Source organism: Deltaproteobacteria bacterium HGW-Deltaproteobacteria-4 (assembly GCA_002841765.1).
GTDB lineage: Bacteria > Desulfobacterota > Desulfuromonadia > Desulfuromonadales > UBA2197 > UBA2197.
Genome location: PHAV01000021.1, coordinates 1 through 16,797, shown reverse-complemented (window position 1 = coordinate 16,797; position 16,797 = coordinate 1). Strand labels below are relative to the sequence as shown.

Genomic DNA, 16,797 nt, shown 5'->3' with positions numbered 1-16,797 from the left:
GTAGAGGATACGAGGTCGATAATGGTAACTCTTACGATTGACGGTAAACAGATTACGGTTCCCCGGACCGCGACCATCTATGAGGCAGCGAAACAGGCCGGTGTAGAGATACCGGTACTCTGTTATGCAAAAAAGCTCCTCCCTTATGGGGCCTGTCGTGTTTGTCTGGTTGAAGTTGAGCAGATGAAGGGACGTCTGATCCCCTCCTGTACAACGCCGGTGACTGAGGGTATGGTTGTCCGTTCCACTTCCGATGAAATTAATAAAGTTCGCAAAACGGTCCTTGAATTCCTTCTGGTTAACCACGTCCTTGATTGTCCTGTCTGTGACAAGGCTGGCGAATGTGATCTGCAGGATCTTGCCTACGAATTCGATTGTAGCAGCAACCGTTTTGAGGGGGTCAAATTTGATCTTCCGAAAGATGAAGTCAATCCGTTGATCGAACGCAACATGAACCGCTGCGTCCTGTGCGGTAAATGTGTGCGCGTCTGTGATGAAATTGTCGGCTACGGTTCCTACTCCTTCATTAATCGCGGCTTCGAGACCAAGATCGCTACGGCTTTCGATCGCGGACTGAACTGTGAATTCTGCGGCCAGTGTGTGTCAATGTGTCCGGTCGGCGCCATTTTGCCCCGCCCCTTCAAGTTCAAGGCCCGTCCCTGGCAGTTAAAAGAAGTTGATTCTGTCTGCGGTTATTGCGGGAACGGCTGCACGGTTACCTTTGGCGTCCTCAAGGACAAAGTTGAAACCATCCGCTTTAACGATAAAAACGGTGTTAACGACGGTAACCTTTGTGTCCGTGGCCGTTTTGGTTACTCTTTTATTAACAGCAAGGATCGTTTGACCCAGCCGTTAGTGCGCAAGAACGGTAAACTCGTTCCTGCCTCGTGGGAGGAAGCACTGGCGGCTGTCGCCACCGGTCTGCAGAAAGCGCAAACGGGTAAGGGGATTGGTATTCTCGCCGGTGCCCGCCTCACTAATGAAGAATTCTTCCTGCTGAAAAATCTTGCCAAAACTCTCGGCACCGAAAATATCGACCACTCCGGCGGTGAATGCTACAAGGGGGTGACCGAAGGTCTCTTTGCAACTCTCGGGGTGACAGCTTCGACCGGCACCTATCCGCAGGTTGAGGAAGCTGAAGCGGTCCTGTGTATCCGTTCGGATTTTTATGAGACCCACCCGGTCTTCGGCATGGTTGTCAATCAGGCTGTCAAGCGTCGCGAAGCAAGCCTCTTTGTTATCTCTGATAAAAAAGGAAAGTTTACCAAGCTTCCCGGTGCCAAAACACTGCTGACCAAACCGGGGACCGAGGTGAATATCCTTAATGCTATGGCCTTTGTCCTCCTCGATGAAAATATTGCGGTGACAGAAGGGGTAGAGGGCATTGCCGAGCTGAAGACGGCATTGGCTGCCTATAGCCCGGAAGCCGTAGAGGCGCAGACCGGTGTTGATGCCGAACTGATCCGTGCTGCTGCCAGGCGGATGGTTACAGCAAAACGTGCAGCGATACTTCTTGCTTATGGCCTTCCTTATGCCGCCCAGAGTCGCGAAACTGCCATCGCTGCAGCAAATCTCGCACTGCTGACCGGGATTGCCGGCCGGGAAGGAAGCGGTCTTTACCTTTGCGGCGAAAAAGCCAACAGTCAGGGTGCCATCGATCTCGGGATTCTCCCCGGCTCCGGTGCCCTCGGTTCGAGCGCAATGCTTACCGGACAGGTGGATGCGCTTTATGTGATTGCTGAAGATCCGCTGAGTGTCTACCCAAATCGAAGTGCTCTCGAAGCGACTCTCAAGGAGTTATCCTTCCTTGTTGTTCAGGATATCTTCCTGTCACCAACCGCCGAGCTGGCGCACGTTGTCCTCCCCGCCACTAGTTATGCTGAGAAGGACGGAACCTTTACCAATGCTGAGCGCCGCATTCAGCGGGTTCGTCCCGGAGTCTCCTCGCCAGGCGAATCGCAGACGGATGGAGCGATCTTTGCTCAACTTGATTCCCGTTTGGGCGGCAAGATTGCTTATGCTGGAACTGAAGCGATATTCGCGGCAATAGACCTCTATAACGGGATCGATTTTGCGGGGATTGGTCCTCAGGGGACGGTCTGGGGCGGTGAGATTCTTTCGCTCCCCCGCCGTAAAGTCCAAGCGGTTCAAGGACAATCTCCTGTTGACGGCTTAGTGTTAGTGACCGGTAGCGCCCTTTATCACAACGGTACACTCTCGACTCATGCCAGCGGTCCTAATGCCGTTGAACATGAAGCGTACCTCGAGTTTGGTCGTGAAGATGCTGCTGCCTTGCAGGTTAAAGAGGGAGAAATCGTCACTCTTAAAGGCAATGGATCAGAAATAAGGATAAAAGTGAAAATCGGACAACGCCTCCCCAGGGGAGTCCTCTTTGCCCCTTATCACTTTGCTTCTGCCGGCCTCAATCGTATCTGGCACGGCGCCGCGGTCACGCCGGTGCAAGTCAGTAAATAAAGTTATTGCTGCGTATACCCTAAAGTACAGCGAAGGAAGAGGATAGACATGACACCTGAACTGTTGAGCCTGTCAAATGCACCCGGAATGTTCGTCGCAGTCATGCTGGTAAAGATTCTGGCTGTCTTCGGCGTGGTGATGCTGATGATTGCTTACGCTACCTGGCTTGAGCGTAAATTAATCGGGCATATGCAGACCCGTCTCGGTCCGACGATGACCGGGTGGTTTGGTCTGCTCCAGCCGATCGCGGATGGTCTTAAACTCTTCTTCAAGGAAGACATTATTCCGTCACAAGCGAGCAAGTTCTCTTTTGTTCTTGCGCCGATGATGATGGTTGTCCCTGCCCTGGTGACAGTTGCAATCATCCCCTTCGGTCCGGATATCACCCTCCTCGGCTACATTGTCCCGATGCAGATAGCTGACCTGAATGTCGGTATCCTCTTCATCCTGGCGATGGCTGGACTCGGTGTTTACGGTGTCGTCCTTGCCGGCTGGAGTTCAAACAGCAAGTATGCGCTCCTCGGCGGCATTCGCTCCACCGCCCAGGTCATTTCCTACGAACTTGCTGCCGGGATGGTAATTGTTGCGATCTTCATGCTCTCCGGCACTCTGAGCATGCGCGGTCTTGTCGCTGCACAACAGGGACCGCTCTGGGGGATTACCTCGCTCCCTTCCTGGATTCATAACTGGTACATCTTCTCGCAACCCCTTGCTTTCGGTATTTTTGTGATCTGCTCCCTTGCCGAAATCAACCGGACGCCTTTCGACCTTCCCGAAGCAGAGACTGAACTTGTTTCCGGTTTTGCAACGGAATATTCCTCAATGAAGTATGCACTGTTCTTCATGGCGGAATACGCGAACATGATCGTTCTCTCCGCGGTCATTTCGACTCTTTTCCTCGGTGGCTGGGACGGTCCATTCTGGGGCGTAGTCAACATTCTCATCAAGGTCGTCGGCTTCATGATGTTCTTTATGTGGATTCGCGCCACCTGGCCACGTGTCCGCTATGACCAGTTGATGTATCTCGGGTGGAAGATTTTTATCCCGCTGGCATTGTTGAATATCGTTGTAACCGGCTTCTTCATTCTGCTGTAGCAGTATCCAACCTAGAGAACGAGGATTGACCCATGTTCAAAGAATTTGCGCAAGGTCTGTGGATCACCTTCAAACATATGGCGCCGAAATACACAACGACGGTTGAGTATCCCGCGCAGAAGTTGCAGCCCTCTGAACGTTTTCGTGGTCTGCACCGCCTTGTGTTGCAGCACGACCGGGAAAAATGCGTCGGCTGCTACCTCTGCCCGACAGTCTGCCCGGCCAAGTGCATCACTGTCGAGACGGCGGAAAATGAAAAAGGTGAGAAATATCCGAAGGTCTACAAAATTGATCTGCTGCGTTGCATCTTTTGCGGTTACTGCGTAGAAGCCTGCCCGGTTGAGGCAATTGAAATGACCGGAAATTACGAGCTTGCCAACTACAAGCGCGAAGATTTTGAATTCACCAAAGAGCGCCTGCTCAAGTAACGATAGGAGCACTACCGATGGAGATCCTCTTTTTTCTCTTTGTAGCGTTTGTCGCGGTTGGTTCCGGCATCTTCGTCGTTACCTGTAAAAATCCGGTGAACAGCGCCATTGCTTTGGTGAATACCTTCTTTTGCCTGGCGACCTGCTACGTGATGCTCGATGCCCCGTTTATGGCGGCAATTCAGCTGATTGTTTATGCCGGGGCGATCATGGTTCTGATCATATTCGTCATCATGCTGCTTAATATCGGCACGGTTGATGTCGTCAAAAGCTCCCATGCTGTTGCCGGTGGCGCCCTGATGGCAGTGTTGATCGGTATTCAGGCTCTCTACATGCTGAATCGCGGCGAAGTTGCAAATATTGACGGGCCAATGACAGAGAGTGCCCTTCGCGAATTTGGTCATACCGAGCTTCTCGCCAGATCGCTCTTTACTGAATTCCTACTACCGTTTGAAGTGACTTCTATTCTGCTTTTAGTTGCGATCGTCGGCGCAGTTGTGCTGGCAAAGCGCGAAGTCTAAAGTCGAAGGGCAACAGGAGAGAGACCATGATATCTGTTAACTATTTTCTGGTGTTAAGTGCCATCCTTTTTTCCCTCGGCGTCTTTGGCGTCCTGACCAGAAAAAATGCAATCGTTGTCTTCATGTGTGTCGAGCTCATGCTCAATGCCGTGAACCTGACCTTTATTGCTCTGTCCCGTCATCTTGGTAATATGGATGGCCAGATCTTTGTTTTCTTTGTCATGGCCGTCGCTGCGGCTGAAGCAGCTGTCGGGCTTGCGCTGATGATTACATTCTTCCGTAATCGTGAGAGCCTCGATATCGATGATGCTAACACGTTGAAATGGTAACCGCGACCCGCTGCATTTAGGGACTTTGCGCTCGAAGGAGTTTTAGATGTACGACTATCTCTGGCTCATACCGTTCTTTCCGCTGGTGGGTTCCATCATCAACGGACTGTTCGGCAAAAAGATCAAGAACGAAGCGGTGATTGGCGGTTTTGCGACAGCCATGATCGGTCTTTCCTTTGTGGTCTCGGCAGGCTGCTTCTTCAGCTTGCTGAACGATCCGGTCAAGGTTCACGAACAGATCCTTGGCTCGTGGATGTCGGTCGGCCATCTGCAGGTTGAATGGGGTTTCCTTCTTGATCCCCTTTCGGCTTTGATGATCATGGTCGTCACCGGGGTCGGGACACTGATCCATCTTTACTCCATCGGTTACATGCATGGCGAAGAAGGCTTTTATCGCTTCTTTTCCTACCTCAACCTGTTCTGCTTCTGCATGCTGATGCTGGTTCTTGGCAACAATGCATTAGTGATGTTTATCGGCTGGGAAGGGGTCGGCCTCTGTTCCTATCTGCTGATCGGTTACTACTTCCACAAGAAGAGCGCCGGTGACGCCGCCAAGAAGGCCTTTGTTGTCAACCGGGTTGGTGACTTCGGCTTCCTCGTCGGTCTCGGCATCCTCTTCTGGACCCTCGGTTCCCACGGGGTCTGGACGGTGAAATTTACCGAAATCGCCGCCAATGCCCATCTCCTTGGTGCCGGCAGTACGGTAGTGACAATCGTTACCCTTTGCTTCTTCCTCGGTGCCACCGGCAAGTCGGCGCAGATTCCACTTTATACTTGGCTGCCGGATGCGATGGAAGGCCCGACACCGGTCTCCGCCCTCATCCATGCCGCGACGATGGTCACCGCCGGCGTCTACATGATCGGCCGCATGAACATCCTCTTTGCCATGTCGCCGACAACCATGCTGATTGTGGCGATGGTCGGAGCGGCAACCGCGATCTTTGCAGCCAGCATCGGTTTTGCCCAGAACGATATCAAGCGAGTCCTTGCTTACTCAACTGTTTCCCAGCTCGGTTTCATGTTCCTGGCGATGGGGGTCGGTGCCTTTACCGCCGGTATCTTCCACCTGATGACCCACGCCTTCTTCAAAGCCTGCCTCTTCCTTGGCTCCGGTTCGGTCATTCACGGTATGCATCATGGTCTGCACCATGCTCACAGTCATGATGATCCCCAGGACATGCGGAATATGGGCGGCCTTTCCAAGAAGATGAAGATCACCTACTGGACCTTCCTCATCTCGACCATCGCTATTTCCGGTATCCCCTTCTTTGCCGGATTCTTCTCCAAGGATGAGATCCTCTGGTGGGCCTTCGGTTCGACTCGCGGCCACTGGCTCCTTTGGTTGACAGCCACGGCGGCAGCGATGATGACAGCATTCTATATGTTCCGTCTTGTCTCCATGACCTTCTGGGGTGAGTGTCGTGCCAATCCCAAGGCAAAAGATCACATTCCCGAGTCCCCCTGGACGATAACTGTACCGCTGATCATCCTAGCCGGTCTGGCTGCGTTTGGTGGTTTTGTCGGTGTACCCAAGATTCTTGGTGGTTCGAATCACCTGGAACACTTCCTTGAGCCGGTCTTCGGCCATGCCCAGGAGACCTTCAACCTTTCAGCTCACGGTAGTCACGCGACTGAGTATGGCCTGATGTTCCTTTCCGTCGTTGTTGCGTCCATCGGTATCGGCATAGCCCTTTACATGTACAACAAACGTCCGGATCTCCCCGGAAAGTTTGTTGCGAAGTTCCCGGGCCTGCATCGCGCCGTCTTCAACAAATGGTATGTCGACGAAATTTATGATGCGCTCTTCGTCAATCCGACCAAAAAACTCGGCACCTTCCTGTGGAAAGGCTTTGATGTCAAGGTGGTTGACGGTGTGGTTAACGGTGTCGCAGCGACGGTCGAAGCCTGTGCCCGGGGTATGCGTTATACCCAGTCCGGACTGATCGCCAGTTATGCGATGACCATGGTCATCGGTGTCTTTGTCATCATCGCGTATTACGTCTTTAAATAGTTGCGTCTGGCAGCTTTCGATAGAGAACCAAGGAGCTGATACCCCATGCAAAATCTTCTCAGTTGGATGACTTTCTTCCCGCTTGTAGGACTCGCCATCCTGCTTTTCATGCCGGGTGCGAAAGAGAATGCCCTCAAGGTCTGGACCTTGGTGGTGACAATCATTACCTTCATGATCAGTCTGCCACTCGCATTTGACGATGTCTTCAAGACCTCGGCGGCGATGCACTACACTGAATTCAGCAAGTGGATCAGCATCGGCGATTTCTTCCAGATGAATTACAACGTTGGCGTCGATGGCATCAGCCTCTGGCTGGTGATGCTGACAACCTTCATCATGCCGATCGCCGTTCTCTCGACCTGGCATGCGGTCGACAAGAACGTCAAGGGTTTCATGGCAATGCTCCTGCTGCTTGAAACCGCGATGCTAGGCGCCTTCGTCTCCATCGATCTCTTCCTTTTCTACATCTTCTGGGAATTGATGCTGATTCCGATGTACTTCCTCATCGGTATCTGGGGTGGAAAAAACCGTATCTATGCAGCGGTGAAATTCTTCCTCTACACGGCCGTCGGCTCCCTGCTCATGCTGGTCGCCATCATCTATGTTTATTACTACGGGGTAAAGACCGGTATTGCCACGGACGGCTTCTCGATCGTCGAATTCTACAAACTCGGCATACCGGGCAATCTCCAGACCTGGCTCTTCCTCGCCTTTGCCTTCAGCTTCGCCATTAAAGTACCGATGTTCCCCTTACATACCTGGTTGCCGGATGCGCATACCGAAGCTCCGACCGCCGGTTCGGTCATCCTCGCCGCCGTTCTGCTGAAGATGGGTACCTACGGATATGTCCGCTTTGCTATCCCCCTCTTCCCTGAGGCGATGCAGACCTTCACGCCCCTCCTCGCGACCCTGGCCGTGATTGGCATCATCTACGGTGCCTTGGTGGCGATGATGCAGGACGATGTCAAGAAACTCGTCGCCTACTCGTCCGTCTCGCATCTCGGTTTTGTCATGCTCGGTGTCTTCGCCATGAACCTGCAAGGGATGGCGGGCGGCATGCTGCAGATGATCAATCACGGTATCTCGACCGGTGCACTCTTCCTTATCGTCGGCTTCCTATATGAGCGTCGCCATACCCGTGAGATCAACGAATTCGGCGGTCTGGCCAAGAAGATGCCGATCTTTGCGACGATCTTCATGATTATGACCTTCTCCTCAATCGGCCTGCCCGGGACGAATGGTTTTGTCGGTGAATTTCTTGCGATCCTTGGCGCCTTTGAAAGTGAGCTCCGCTGGTACGCAGTTGTCGCCACCACCGGGGTCATCTTTGCAGCAGTTTACATGCTCTGGATGTATCAGCGCGTTATGTTCGGTGAGTGCAACAATCCGAAGAACGCCGATTTGAAAGATCTCTCCGCTAGAGAGATTACCCTGATGGTGCCGCTGCTGGTCTTTGTCTTCTGGATCGGCGTTTATCCCAACACCTTCTTTGACAAAATGAATCCGGCTCTGGAGAATCTGATCAAGCAGGTCAAGAGCCAGCAGGTGGCCATGGTTATCCCGGCCAGTACAGGTGGACATTCTCTCGGTAATCCGCGCTTAACACATCCTGGTATGCCGCCGCAGGGTCACCAGTAACATTTACTGATCTGGAATTTATCGACTCCGGAGGAGCTCTTTCATGGAAAATCTGGTCCAAATCGCCATGCAGAACGTGAATTTCGATGCGATACTCCCTTCGCTCGTCCTCTGTTCTTTCGGCATGGTTCTATTGCTGATGAATGCTTTCATGCCCCGCGGCAAATCAACTCCGGCGGCATGGTTCAGCCTCGTTGCTATCGTTGTTACCGGCTTTGTCTCTATAGCGGCCTGGAATAAACCCGAATTCGGCTTTGCCGGCGGGGTGGCTCTCGACAATTATGCTACCTTCTTCAATATCATCTTCCTGGTTGCCGCCGGTTTGACAATCCTGATGTCGGATGATTATCTCAAGCGGGAAGGCTACCCGGTTGGCGAGTTCTACACGCTGATCCTCTTTGCAACCGCCGGTTCGATGTGGATGGCCTCAGGGACCAACCTGATGATGATCTTCCTCGGATTAGAGGTTCTTTCGGTCTCCCTTTATGTCCTTGCCGGTTTTTTCCGCGGTCAGCTCAAGTCAAATGAAGCAGGCCTCAAGTACTTCCTGCTCGGCGCATTCTCTACCGGTTTCCTCCTGTACGGAATTGCCCTCCTTTATGGCGTGACCGGCACGATCGATCTGGCACGTATGGGCGAGTTTATCTCTGCCAACCCGGGTGCGATCACCAATCCGATGGCAGTGGCCGGTCTCCTCCTCCTCTCCACCGGCTTCCTCTTCAAAATTGCCGCGGCTCCCTTCCACATGTGGACCCCGGATACCTATCAGGGAGCGCCGACCCCGATCACCGCGTTCATGAGTGCCGGTCCGAAAGCGGCTGCCTTTGCCGGTTTCATCCGTATCCTCATCCTCGGCCTTGGCGGCATGAAAGCAGAGTGGACATCCCTCCTCTGGATCATTGCTGTTCTGACCATGGTCGTCGGTAACGTTATTGCCATCTATCAGACCGACATCAAGCGAACCCTCGCTTATTCGTCGATTGCGCATGCCGGTTATGCACTGGTCGGGATCGTCGCAGCCAATGAGATCGGTGTCTCGGGCATCCTCTTTTACATGCTCGCCTACACCTTCATGAATCTCGGCGCCTTTGCTGTCCTGGTTCTGGTCGGTAAAAAGGGTGAAGAGAATCTGACCCTCGACGGCTTTGCCGGTTTTGGCTACAAGCGTCCGTGGCTGGCGATCGCCATGGTTATCTTCCTCTTCTCGCTGATGGGGATTCCGCCGACGGCCGGTTTTGCCGGTAAGTTTTATATCTTTGCCGGCGCGGTCAAGGCCGGTTATATCTGGCTGGCGGTCATCGGTGTCCTTAACTCCGCGGTCTCCCTTTATTACTACCTGCGGATCATGGTCGCCATGTACTTCAAGGCCCCGACCGAAGAGTTCGAGTGGGTCAAGATGTCGGCTCCGGTCGTCGCCTCCATCGTAATCGCCGTGGCCGGTGTCCTCTACATGGGAATCCTGCCGGGCGGTGTTATTGCTCTGGCGAAGAACGCGCTTTTCTAAAAGTTAACGGATTCAATGTTCCATCAAGCCCCTGACGCCCAGTTCAGGGGCTTTTTTTATCGCACAACTCTTGTCAGCATCATCCCTGCATGTTATTTAATGCCCTGCTGCTTAAAGGAGAGACTCTATGAAGATCACTGCGGATGAGGTGAAAAAGGTCGCCAAACTGGCGAAACTGACCCTCTCAGACCCTGATATCGAGCGCATGGCTGCGGATATGGATGCCATGCTCGCATATGTCGCGACCCTCGCCAATCTCGATACCGACGGGATTGTCCCGACCGCCCATGCCGTGCCGATGGCGAACGCTTTCCGCGCTGACCAGCTGCGCCCCTCACTGGAGCGGGATGCGGTTATGGCGGCGGCGCCGAAGAGTGCAGACGGCACCTTCCGGGTGCCGAAAGTTATTGAGTGAACGGATGAAACCTATGCCATTAATCGATTACAGTATTTCTCAACTGCAGACTCTGTTGCGCAGCGGCAAAATCAGTGCCTCGGAGCTGTGCGACGCTTATCTCGCCCGGATCGACGATGTTGACGGTGAGATCAACGCCTACATCACCGTTGCTGCTGAAACGGCCCGTACCGCCGCCCTCGCTGCGGATCGCGAACTGGCGGGCGGCGCCGCCCGGCCCCTGACCGGCATCCCGCTGGCGCTGAAGGATATCTTCGTGACCAAGGGGATCCGCACCACCTGCGCTTCGAAGATTCTTACGGATTACCTTCCTCCTTACGACGGGACAGCGGTACAGCGTCTCTACGACAGCGGCGCCGTTCTCCTCGGCAAGGTCAATATGGATGAGTTCGCCATGGGGAGCTCCAATGAAAACAGCGCATTTGGCGTGGTGCGCAATCCCTGGAACCGTGACTATGTCACCGGCGGTTCCTCCGGCGGCTCTGCTGCCTGCGTCGCCGCCCGTACCGCTGTGGCTGCCCTCGGTACCGACACCGGTGGCTCGATCCGTCAGCCGGCCGCGCATTGCGGCGTCGTCGGCCTCAAGCCGACCTACGGCCGCGTCTCCCGCTACGGCGTCATCGCTTATGCCTCCTCCCTCGACCAGGTCGGGCCGCTGACCCGCGACGTGCGCGACTGCGCGATCCTGACCCAGGCGATTGCCGGCTATGATCCCCTTGATTCGACCTCGGTTAATACCCCGGTCCCCGACTATCTCGCCAGTCTTGAGACGGGCGTCAAGGGGTTGCGCATCGGCCTCCCCCGCGAGTATTTCGGTGCCGGACTCGATCCCGAGGTCAAGGCGGCACTGGAGGAGGCGCAACGCGTCCTTGCCGGACTCGGCGCCGAGTTCGTCGAGATCTCACTGCCGCATACCGAGTATGCAGTCGCCTGTTACTACCTGATCGCCACCGCCGAGGCGTCGAGCAATCTCGCCCGCTACGACGGGATCCGTTTTGGATTGCGCGTCGATGAAGGGGAGGGGCTCAACGCCCTTTACTGCCGCAGTCGTGCCGCCGGTTTCGGCGCCGAGGTCAAGCGTCGCATCATGCTCGGCACCTACGCCCTCTCTGCCGGCTATTATGACGCGTATTACCTCAAGGCGCAGAAGGCCCGCACTCTGATCCGCAAAGACATCATCGACGCTTTCGATCAGGTTGATGTTCTCCTGTCGCCGGTGGCGCCGACTCCGGCTTTTCGCCTCGGCGAAAAGACCGCCGACCCGCTGCAGATGTATCTCTCGGATATCTTCACCATCCCGGTCAACCTTGCCGGGACCTGCGCCCTTAGCCTCCCCTGCGGGTTCTCGGCCGGCGGACTGCCGATCGGCCTGCAGCTGATCGGTCGGCCCTTTGCCGAAGCGACCCTGCTCCAGGCCGCCTATGCCTATGAACAGGCGACCGAGTGGCACCAGCGTCAGGCGATTTTGTAGGGGCGACTCGTGAGTCGCCCAGTCATTTGCCCCTGCAATGAAAAGGATTCTTCCCATGTCATCCAAATATGAAGTCGTCATCGGACTGGAAGTCCATGTCCAGCTCCAGACCCAGACCAAGATCTTCTGCGGCTGCTCGACTCGTTTCGGCAGTGAACCGAATACCCAGACCTGTCCGGTCTGCCTCGGCCTCCCCGGCGCCCTGCCGGTCCTGAACGAGAAGGTTGTCGAATTCGCGATCATGGCCGGGCTGGCGACCAATTGCACTATAGCCGAACGCTCGATCTTTGCCCGCAAGAACTACTTCTACCCCGACCTCCCCAAGGGGTACCAGATCTCCCAGTTTGAAGAGCCGATCTGCATCGGCGGCTGGCTCGATATCGAGACGGAAAAGGGGAGCAAGCGTCTCGGCATCACCCGTATCCACATGGAAGAAGATGCCGGCAAGCTCCTGCACGGCGAAGGGGCGGCAACCGGGCGCGACAGCTACGTCGATCTCAATCGCGCCTGCACGCCCCTCCTCGAAGTCGTCTCCGAGCCGGACATGCGCAGTGCCGACGAAGCCATCGCCTACCTCAAGCAACTGCGCCAGATCGTCATCTATCTCGGCGTCTGTGACGGCAACCTCGAAGAGGGCTCCTTCCGTTGCGACGCCAACGTCTCGATCCGTCCCTGGGGACAGCCGGAGTACGGCACCCGCGCCGAGATCAAGAACATCAACTCCTTCCGCTTTATCAAGCAGGCGATCGAATACGAGGTCGAGCGCCAGGCCGAGCTCATCGAAGACGGTGGCCGGGTGGTGCAGGAGACCCGCCTTTACGACGCCGAGAGCGGCACCACCCGCTCCATGCGCGGCAAGGAGGAGGCGCACGACTACCGCTACTTCCCCGATCCCGACCTCGTCCCCATACAGATCTCCCGCGAGCGGGTCGAAGAAGTGCGTGCTGCCCTCCCCGAACTGCCGATCGCCAAGATGGAGCGTTTCGTGAGCGAGCTCGGCCTTCCGGCGCGCGATGCCGAAATCCTCATTGCCGAACAGGAGATCGCCCGTTACTTCGACGCCTGCGTCGCTGCCGGCGCCCAGCCCAAGGCGGCGGCCAACTGGATCCTCGGCGATCTCAGCCGCAATCTCAACAACGCAGGGATCAGCATCACCGCCTGCAAAGTGACGCCGGCCCTCCTCGTCGGTATGCTCCAGCGCATCGACGATGGCACCATCTCCGGCAAACAGGCGAAGATCGTCTTCGAGAAGATGTGGGAGAGCGGGACAGAAGCCGACACCATCATCGACAGCGAAGGCCTGCGCCAGGTCTCGGACAGCGGCGCCATCGAAGGCTTTATCGCAACGATCATTGCCGCGAATCCCGCCCAGGTCGCCGATTACAAAGGCGGCAACGAAAAGATCTTCGGTTTCTTCGTCGGACAGGTGATGAAAGCGAGCAAAGGGCAGGCGAATCCCGCCGCGGTCAACGAACTCCTCAAAAAGAAGCTGGCTGAATAGTCAATAGAAGCAAGGGTAGTTTCACGCGACGACGCAACGGCGCAACGAAGGGCAAAAAGCCAACGGTCTAATGGCAGGCATGAATCATAAGCTCTCAGATTTCAGGATTCTCGTTGCGACGTAGCGGCGTTGCGTGAGGCGCTTTTACAGGAGCTAAGACGTATGCATAAGATCAAGGCCTTCTTTGACGAACACGACCACTTTGCCCGCCACGTCGGCATCGAACTCCTTGAGATCGAGCCGGGGATGGCGCGGGCCCGGATGGCGATTGCTCCGCACCACTTCAACGGCGCCAACACCGTGCATGGCGGCGCCATCTTTACCCTCGCCGATTTTGTCTTTGCCGTTGCCTCCAATTCCTACGGCCCGATGGCGATGGGGATCAACACCAGCGTCTCCTTTGTCAAGGCCGCCATCAGCGGCACCCTCTACGCCGAAGCCGAAGAACAAAGCCGCAATCCCAAACTTGCCACCTACACCGTCAACGTCACCGACGATAGCGGCGATCTCGTCGCCCTCTTTCAGGGGATGGTCTACCTGAAGAAGACACCGATCATCAGCCAGGACGCTCCTCAGGGATAACACCATGACTGAGCCCATGCCGGCCGAACTGCAGCAGGCCATTCAGCTGCTCTTTGCGGATATGACCTTTAAAGCCTCCGGCCCCTCTTTCTATCGCCTCGGCATGGTCGATATCAAAAAGGAGTACCGGAAGAAGGCGCTGCTTCTCCATCCCGACCGCTCCGAGCTCCTCGGCGAGAATCGTCGGACCCTCGAAGAGAAGTTCAAGCAGATCAATCACGCCTACGGCATCCTCAAGTCAGAATTTCAGGACAAATACTTTATCCTGCGGGTCAAATCCGTGCCGCGACCGGTCAGGGCCCGTCAGCCCGAAACTCCCGCCAGGGAGACCAGGAACGGTTTCAGCCATAGAGAAGCGCCGGCGCAGAAGAATAGCGGGAAGGAGTTCTTCTATATCGGCAACTCCCTCCCCAGGCGATCCCTGCGGCTGGGAGAATATCTCTTCTGCCGGCGGCTCATCTCCTGGGAGACCTTGATCAAGGCAATCGCCTGGCAATATCGCCATCGTCCGCGCCTCGGGGAGATTGCTCTCGATCTCGACTACCTCACGCACCGGGATATCCGCGAAATCCTGAAGAAAAAATGCCTGAATGAGCCTTTCGGCCAGGCTGCGGTTCGCCTCGGCTTTCTCAATGATTACCGCTGCCTGGTGCTGTTGGGCCGGCAGCGCCGTTATGGTGTGCCGCTGGGAAGGTTCTTCCTCGATCGCGGGATCGTCACGGAAGCTGAACTTGAGCGCTATGTCCAGGAAAACCGTTTGCACAATCTCCGCTACTACAAAAACAGTTATAAGCAATAGCTGCAGGGAGACGTCTTTGTTCTTTAAAGCTCGCCGCAAGGGGGAACTATGATCAACAAGTTGGCAATTTTTGAAGAGTACAAAATTCGCAGGATTTACGACGAGAAAGCGGAAATCTGGTATTTCTCGGTCGTGGATATTATTCAGGCTCTGCTTCAGCAGCCCGACTTTCAGGCAGCTCGAAAGTACTGGAACAAACTGAAGGAACGGATCGGCAAGGAGGGAAGCGAGTCGGTGACAAATTGTCACCGACTGAAACTGGAAGCTGCCGACGGGAAGAAGTACCTCACTGATGTTGCCACTGCCGAAACCCTACTGCGGCTGATCCAGTCTGTTCCCAGTCCCAAGGCCGAGCCGATCAAGCTCTGGTTGGCCAAGGTCGGTTACGAGCGGATGCAGGATATGGGCGATCCGGCGCGATCTCTCGACCGGGCCCGCGAGTACTGGCAGCAGCACGGGCGCAGCGAAAAGTGGATCCAGCAACGGATGATGGGGCAGGAGACCCGCAACAAGCTGACCGATTACTGGAAAGAACATGAGATCAGCAAGGAGTCGGAGTTTGCCATCCTCACCAATCTCATTCATCGGGAATGGGCTGGTGTCGGGGTCAAGGAACACAAGGCGCTCAAGAGTCTGAAGAGTGAGAATCTGCGTGATCACATGAGCGAGGCGGAGTTGATCTTTACCGCTCTGGCCGAGCTCTCCACCCGCCAGATCGCCGAAACGATGGTCGCCACCGGCCTGGCTGAAAACAAGATGGCCGGTAAAGCCGGCGGCGGCATTGCTCGAAAAGCGCGGGTAGAGTTGGAGGGGAAGACTGGCAAGAGTGTGGTGAGTGGAGAGCACTTTTTGCCGCCGGCGGCGGGGAATGTGCCTGAGCAGGTGGACTTTGATTTGAAGGCGGGGAAGAGACGGAAGAAGATGGCTTGAGGTGTTTACGTTGCGTCGTCGCTTAGAAGCGCCTACTTTTGGGGCGGCGTTGCGTGAGGCGATTTGGTGCCTGAAGGATCAAGAGCGGTTTCACGCGACGGCGCAACGGCGCAACGTCAGGCAGAAAGCGAGTTCTGGATTCTGATCATTGCCTTCCTGTCGTGAATACGGTACAAAATGACACCTTGTAATGTGGTATGGGGCAGGGAGTTCTATTTCATAATTCATCCTTCAACCGTCAAAATTATTTTTAGTGGGCAGGTTGAGAGGCGGCGGTCATGTCGCCGGAAGAAAGGAGTCTAATCATGGGTGTAGCTCTGAAGCTCGACGAAATGAGCCTTGCCGATAAGCTTGAAACGATGGAGACTCTGTGGGATGACCTCTGTCACCATGTGCAGGACGTTGCCGTCCCGGAATGGCATCGTGAGGTACTTGCCGAACGGGCAGCCGCTGTGAAGGAAGGCAAATCCCGGATCGACGACTGGGAAGTCGCCAAGGTGAAGATCCGTGAGTCATTGAAATGAACGTTCGCATTCTTGCTGAAGCTCAAGAGGATTTGGCAAGCGGTTTCCGATTCTATGAAGCTCAGGCTGGCGGCCTCGGCAGTTACTTCATCGATACGCTCTATTCCGACATCGATTCGTTATAGTTTTTTGGTGGCATTCATCTGGTTGTAGCAGATGACTATTACCGATTGCTATCAAAACGCTTCCCCTTTGCCATCTACTATCTCCGGGAAGGCGAGACGGTGATTGTCTATGCTGTGCTCGATTGTCGCCGGAGTCCGGCATGGATCAGGAAAAGGCTAAGGGACAATGATGTAAATGACGAATCATGAAGGAGGAATTATGAGTATTAAGCTCTAACGTCCTAGATTCTCTATCCTATTTCGTAATTCATAATTCAGCCTTCATAATTGCTTTTAGCGGGCAGGTTGAGAGTGAGGGTGCATGTTTACAACCAGGATGCAAGTAGCGCTAACGCCGCCTTGATCAGCAGAGGGCCTGTAAAGGATTTTGTGTAAATGGGTTTGTCGGTTAATAAGTCGGCATCCTGTCGCCGAAGATGATCGTAAACTGATTGAGTGCCGATTTCCAG

The 16,797-nt window shown here is 55.0% G+C and carries 15 protein-coding genes and 1 pseudogene; all 16 read left to right on the top strand.

What is annotated here, in order from left to right:
• Positions 1-21 precede the first annotated feature (21 nt).
• The 16 genes and pseudogenes from nuoG (at position 22) to CVU69_12480 (ending at position 16,537) form a co-directional block, all read left to right on the top strand.
• Positions 22-2,475: an NADH dehydrogenase (quinone) subunit G gene (gene nuoG, locus CVU69_12555; GenBank protein ID PKN11416.1), complete on the top strand. Its 2,454-nt coding sequence runs from the start codon at positions 22-24 to the stop codon at positions 2,473-2,475.
• Between the two features lie 48 nt (positions 2,476-2,523).
• A complete protein-coding gene (locus tag CVU69_12550) occupies positions 2,524-3,570 on the top strand; it encodes an NADH-quinone oxidoreductase subunit NuoH (protein PKN11415.1) in 1,047 nt (348 codons plus the stop codon).
• Positions 3,571-3,602: 32 nt separating this feature from the next.
• Positions 3,603-3,998: an NADH-quinone oxidoreductase subunit I gene (locus tag CVU69_12545; protein PKN11414.1), complete on the top strand. Its 396-nt coding sequence runs from the start codon at positions 3,603-3,605 to the stop codon at positions 3,996-3,998.
• 17 nt (positions 3,999-4,015) lie between these two features.
• Positions 4,016-4,519: an NADH-quinone oxidoreductase subunit J gene (locus CVU69_12540; protein ID PKN11413.1), complete on the top strand. Its 504-nt coding sequence runs from the start codon at positions 4,016-4,018 to the stop codon at positions 4,517-4,519.
• A gap of 26 nt (positions 4,520-4,545) precedes the next feature.
• A complete protein-coding gene (locus tag CVU69_12535; protein PKN11412.1) occupies positions 4,546-4,848 on the top strand; it encodes an NADH-quinone oxidoreductase subunit NuoK in 303 nt (100 codons plus the stop codon).
• A 46-nt stretch (positions 4,849-4,894) separates the two neighbouring features.
• Entirely contained in the window at positions 4,895-6,859 is a 1,965-nt protein-coding gene (locus tag CVU69_12530; protein PKN11411.1) for an NADH-quinone oxidoreductase subunit L, read from the top strand.
• A gap of 45 nt (positions 6,860-6,904) precedes the next feature.
• Positions 6,905-8,497, top strand: a complete 1,593-nt coding sequence (locus tag CVU69_12525) for an NADH-quinone oxidoreductase subunit M (GenBank protein ID PKN11410.1) — start codon at positions 6,905-6,907, stop codon at positions 8,495-8,497.
• Positions 8,498-8,540: 43 nt separating this feature from the next.
• Positions 8,541-10,001: an NADH-quinone oxidoreductase subunit N gene (locus CVU69_12520; protein ID PKN11409.1), complete on the top strand. Its 1,461-nt coding sequence runs from the start codon at positions 8,541-8,543 to the stop codon at positions 9,999-10,001.
• Between the two features lie 127 nt (positions 10,002-10,128).
• The gene (gene gatC, locus CVU69_12515) at positions 10,129-10,416 is read left to right on the top strand and encodes an Asp-tRNA(Asn)/Glu-tRNA(Gln) amidotransferase GatCAB subunit C (protein ID PKN11408.1); all 288 of its coding nucleotides are present in this window, start codon (positions 10,129-10,131) and stop codon (positions 10,414-10,416) included.
• 13 nt (positions 10,417-10,429) lie between these two features.
• Entirely contained in the window at positions 10,430-11,887 is a 1,458-nt protein-coding gene (gene gatA / locus CVU69_12510; GenBank protein ID PKN11407.1) for an Asp-tRNA(Asn)/Glu-tRNA(Gln) amidotransferase GatCAB subunit A, read from the top strand.
• Between the two features lie 55 nt (positions 11,888-11,942).
• The gene (locus tag CVU69_12505) at positions 11,943-13,388 is read left to right on the top strand and encodes an Asp-tRNA(Asn)/Glu-tRNA(Gln) amidotransferase GatCAB subunit B (GenBank protein PKN11406.1); all 1,446 of its coding nucleotides are present in this window, start codon (positions 11,943-11,945) and stop codon (positions 13,386-13,388) included.
• A 162-nt stretch (positions 13,389-13,550) separates the two neighbouring features.
• A complete protein-coding gene (locus tag CVU69_12500; GenBank protein ID PKN11405.1) occupies positions 13,551-13,970 on the top strand; it encodes a phenylacetic acid degradation protein in 420 nt (139 codons plus the stop codon).
• A gap of 4 nt (positions 13,971-13,974) precedes the next feature.
• Positions 13,975-14,769 (top strand): hypothetical protein, encoded by a 795-nt coding sequence (locus CVU69_12495; GenBank protein ID PKN11404.1) that lies wholly within the window; start codon positions 13,975-13,977, stop codon positions 14,767-14,769.
• Between the two features lie 48 nt (positions 14,770-14,817).
• Complete coding sequence (locus CVU69_12490) at positions 14,818-15,699, top strand: hypothetical protein (GenBank protein PKN11403.1); 882 nt, start codon at positions 14,818-14,820, stop codon at positions 15,697-15,699.
• A gap of 305 nt (positions 15,700-16,004) precedes the next feature.
• Positions 16,005-16,223 (top strand): addiction module antitoxin RelB, encoded by a 219-nt coding sequence (locus CVU69_12485; GenBank protein ID PKN11402.1) that lies wholly within the window; start codon positions 16,005-16,007, stop codon positions 16,221-16,223.
• Positions 16,220-16,537, top strand: a pseudogene (locus tag CVU69_12480) (hypothetical protein). The gene CVU69_12485 and the pseudogene CVU69_12480 overlap by 4 nt, the downstream one beginning before the upstream one ends.
• Positions 16,538-16,797 lie beyond the last annotated feature (260 nt).

Bases quoted from the DNA above. Each gene is read 5' to 3' on its own strand.
- CVU69_12550 (PKN11415.1), top strand. From the start codon at position 2,524: ATGACACCTGAACTGTTGAGCCTGTCAAATGCACCCGGAATGTTCGTC.
- CVU69_12535 (PKN11412.1), top strand. From the start codon at position 4,546: ATGATATCTGTTAACTATTTTCTGGTGTTAAGTGCCATCCTTTTTTCC.
- CVU69_12490 (PKN11403.1), top strand. From the start codon at position 14,818: ATGATCAACAAGTTGGCAATTTTTGAAGAGTACAAAATTCGCAGGATT.
- CVU69_12520 (PKN11409.1), top strand. From the start codon at position 8,541: ATGGAAAATCTGGTCCAAATCGCCATGCAGAACGTGAATTTCGATGCG.
- gatA (PKN11407.1), top strand. From the start codon at position 10,430: ATGCCATTAATCGATTACAGTATTTCTCAACTGCAGACTCTGTTGCGC.
- CVU69_12525 (PKN11410.1), top strand. From the start codon at position 6,905: ATGCAAAATCTTCTCAGTTGGATGACTTTCTTCCCGCTTGTAGGACTC.
- nuoG (PKN11416.1), top strand. From the start codon at position 22: ATGGTAACTCTTACGATTGACGGTAAACAGATTACGGTTCCCCGGACC.
- CVU69_12505 (PKN11406.1), top strand. From the start codon at position 11,943: ATGTCATCCAAATATGAAGTCGTCATCGGACTGGAAGTCCATGTCCAG.
- CVU69_12495 (PKN11404.1), top strand. From the start codon at position 13,975: ATGACTGAGCCCATGCCGGCCGAACTGCAGCAGGCCATTCAGCTGCTC.
- gatC (PKN11408.1), top strand. From the start codon at position 10,129: ATGAAGATCACTGCGGATGAGGTGAAAAAGGTCGCCAAACTGGCGAAA.
- CVU69_12500 (PKN11405.1), top strand. From the start codon at position 13,551: ATGCATAAGATCAAGGCCTTCTTTGACGAACACGACCACTTTGCCCGC.
- CVU69_12485 (PKN11402.1), top strand. From the start codon at position 16,005: ATGGGTGTAGCTCTGAAGCTCGACGAAATGAGCCTTGCCGATAAGCTT.
- CVU69_12545 (PKN11414.1), top strand. From the start codon at position 3,603: ATGTTCAAAGAATTTGCGCAAGGTCTGTGGATCACCTTCAAACATATG.
- CVU69_12540 (PKN11413.1), top strand. From the start codon at position 4,016: ATGGAGATCCTCTTTTTTCTCTTTGTAGCGTTTGTCGCGGTTGGTTCC.
- CVU69_12530 (PKN11411.1), top strand. From the start codon at position 4,895: ATGTACGACTATCTCTGGCTCATACCGTTCTTTCCGCTGGTGGGTTCC.